At 72.8% G+C, this 2,751-nt stretch carries 4 protein-coding genes; 3 read left to right on the top strand and 1 reads right to left on the bottom strand.

The window, feature by feature from the left end; genetic code table 11:
• Positions 1–120 precede the first annotated feature (120 nt).
• The 3 genes from C1J00_RS41675 (at position 121) to C1J00_RS41665 (ending at position 2,321) form a co-directional block, all read left to right on the top strand.
• Positions 121–1,290 (top strand): GAF domain-containing sensor histidine kinase, encoded by a 1,170-nt coding sequence (locus C1J00_RS41675; protein WP_102914014.1) that lies wholly within the window; start codon positions 121–123, stop codon positions 1,288–1,290.
• On the top strand, positions 1,283–1,924 hold the full coding sequence (locus C1J00_RS41670; RefSeq protein WP_102914013.1) for a response regulator: 642 nt from the start codon (positions 1,283–1,285) through the stop codon (positions 1,922–1,924). The genes C1J00_RS41675 and C1J00_RS41670 overlap by 8 nt, the downstream gene beginning before the upstream one ends.
• A 154-nt stretch (positions 1,925–2,078) precedes the next feature.
• Positions 2,079–2,321 (top strand): chaplin, encoded by a 243-nt coding sequence (locus C1J00_RS41665; RefSeq protein WP_030852293.1) that lies wholly within the window; start codon positions 2,079–2,081, stop codon positions 2,319–2,321.
• A gap of 194 nt (positions 2,322–2,515) precedes the next feature.
• Here the strand turns inward: C1J00_RS41665 and C1J00_RS41660 are convergent.
• On the bottom strand, positions 2,516–2,751 hold a 236-nt coding region (locus C1J00_RS41660), incomplete at its 5' end, for an Rv1486c family protein (protein WP_500691505.1).

Below are 2,751 nucleotides of genomic sequence, written 5' to 3'. Positions count from 1 at the left end.
GATCGGACCGGTGGCGGCGGCCGCCCGGCCGCCTCGGCCTGGCGACCTAGGCCCACCGACCGGGCGCCCGCCGCCACCGGTCCGATCCGCGCTGTCACAGCCCGCCGGTACCGTGAGGACATGAGTCACGGTCCCCGGTCCGGCCTCGCCGCGGTGAGCTCCGCGCTGCTGGCCATGAGCAGGCATCTGGAGGTGCGCGACGTCCTCAAGACGATCGTGTCCTCGGCCCGCGAGCTGCTCGACGCGCAGTACGCCGCGCTCGGCGTCCCGGACGACCACGGCGGCTTCGCCCAGTTCGTCGTCGACGGCGTCAGCGAGGAGCAGTGGAAGGCCATCGGCCCTCTCCCACGCCAGCACGGCATCCTCGCCGCGATGCTGCACGAGGCCAGGGCCGAACGCCTCGCGGACGTCCGCAAGGACCCCCGCTTCGAGGGCTGGCCGAAGGCCCACCCGGACCTGGTCGACTTCCTGGGCCTGCCGATCCGCGACGGCGACGAGGTCCTCGGCGCCCTGTTCCTCGCCAACAAGCTGCGCCCTGAGGAAGGACACGCCCCGTGCCCCGGGCCGGAAGGCGGTTGCGGCTTCACGCAGGACGACGAGGAACTGCTCGGCATCCTCGCCCAGCACGCCGCGATCGCCCTCACCAACGCCCGCCTCTACGAGCGCAGCCGTGAACTGACCATCGCCGAGGAGCGCTCCCGCCTCGCCCACGAACTGCACGACGCGGTCAGCCAGAAGCTGTTCTCCCTGCGCCTGACCGCCCAGGCCGCGGCCCGCCTGGTGGACCGCGACCCCTCCCGAGCCAAGGGCGAACTCCAGCAGGTCGCCGCCCTGGCCGCCGAGGCCGCCGACGAACTGCGCGCCGCGGTCGTCGAGTTGCGTCCCGCCGCCCTCGACGAGGACGGCCTCGTGGCGACCCTCCGGACACAGATCCAGGTCCTCGACCGGGCCCACAGCGCCCGCGTCACCTTCTCCGGCCACGGCGTGAAGGCCCTGCCCGCCTCCCAGGAGGAAGCCCTCCTGCGCGTCGCCCAGGAAGCTCTGCACAACGCCCTGCGGCACTCCGGCGCAGGACAGGTCGACGTGACCCTGGACCGCCGCGGCGGCGGAGCCGTCCTGCGGATCACGGACGACGGCAGCGGCTTCGACCCGCAGGCGGTGCGCCGCGCGGGACGCCATCTCGGCCTGGTCTCCATGCGGGACCGGGCGAGCGGCGCCGGCGGCACGCTGACCGTGGAATCGGTGCCCGGCAAGGGCACCGTCATCGAGATGGAGGTCCCCGGTGGCTGACGCGATCAAGGTGCTGCTCGTCGACGACCACCAGGTCGTCCGCCGGGGCCTGCGCACCTTCCTCGAAGTGCAGGACGACATCGAGGTCGTCGGCGAGGCGGCGGACGGCGCCGAAGGGGTCGACCGCGCCGAGGAACTGAAACCCGACGTCATCCTCATGGACGTCAAGATGCCGGGCATGGACGGCGTCGACGCCCTGCGCAGACTCCGCGAGCTGGCCAACCCCGCGCGCGTGCTGGTCGTCACCAGCTTCACCGAGCAGCGCACGGTCGTCCCGGCCCTGCGCGCCGGCGCCGCCGGATACGTCTACAAGGACGTCGACCCCGACGCCCTCGCCGGGGCCATCCGCTCGGTGCACGCCGGGCACATCCTCCTCCAGCCGGAGGTCGCCGGTGCCCTGCTGGCGCAGGAGGAGAGCAACGCGGGGACGGGGAGGGCCGGTTCGCTCACCGAGCGGGAACGCGAGGTACTCGGGCTGATAGCGGACGGCCGCTCCAACCGGGAGATCGCCCGCGCGCTCGTCCTCTCCGAGAAGACCGTCAAGACCCACGTCTCGAACATCCTGATGAAACTCGACCTGGCCGACCGAACACAGGCCGCCCTGTGGGCCGTTCGCCATGGCGTGACCGGCTGACGGGCTTCCCCCACGGCAACGGAAGGTTGCGTTCCGGACCGAGATTCATACTGTCGTGGGAACGTCCCCCACATGGCGCAACCTCGAAGGATCTCCACCGTTCTCCAGTGCGTGCTGCGGCGCCTGCCGCGGCAATCGCAAGGAGGGCTCAGAAGTGAAGAACCTGAAGAAGGCAGCGGCCGTGACGATGGTGACGGGTGGCCTGCTGGCCGCCGGCGCGGGCATGGCCTCGGCCACCAGCGCGCACGCCGACGGCCAGGCCGTGGGCTCCCCGGGCGTCGGCTCGGGCAACGTCGTCCAGGCCCCGGTGCACGTCCCGGTCAACGTGTCCGGCAACAGCGTGAACGTCGTGGGCATCCTGAACCCGGCCTTCGGCAACCTCGCCGTCAACCACTGACGCACCACCTCCGTCTCCGAGCCGGAGGTGACACCGGCCTCCCGGCATCGCCTGGGAGGCCGGTCCGCTTGGCTGCGGGCATGCGCGCCGCTGAGGGCGGCACGGGTGGGCGCAGGCAGCACCCCGCCGCGCAATGCCCCGAGTTCAGCCCCGACGCCGGGCACCCGACAACCCTCGGCACCCCGAGAAGCCGGTCACCGCACCCCCCGCTCCCGCTCCTCCACAACAGAGTTGTACGCCGCGACCTGCGCGCGCCGAGCCGTCCGCTCCACCGGCCGCAACGCCTCCCGCCGCGCGGAGATCTCCGACGAACTCACCGCGCCCCCGTGCCCGCGCTCCGTCGCCACGGCGATCAGCGTCCCCACCCGCTGCGCCAGCTCCAGCACCCGCACCGCCCGCGGCGGATACCCCGGCGCCAGCACCTCCCGCC

The sequence above is a fragment of the Streptomyces cahuitamycinicus genome (assembly GCF_002891435.1).
GTDB lineage: Bacteria > Actinomycetota > Actinomycetes > Streptomycetales > Streptomycetaceae > Streptomyces > Streptomyces cahuitamycinicus.
Note: the sequence above shows the minus strand (reverse complement) of the source record. Positions and strands in the feature narration are given on the sequence as shown.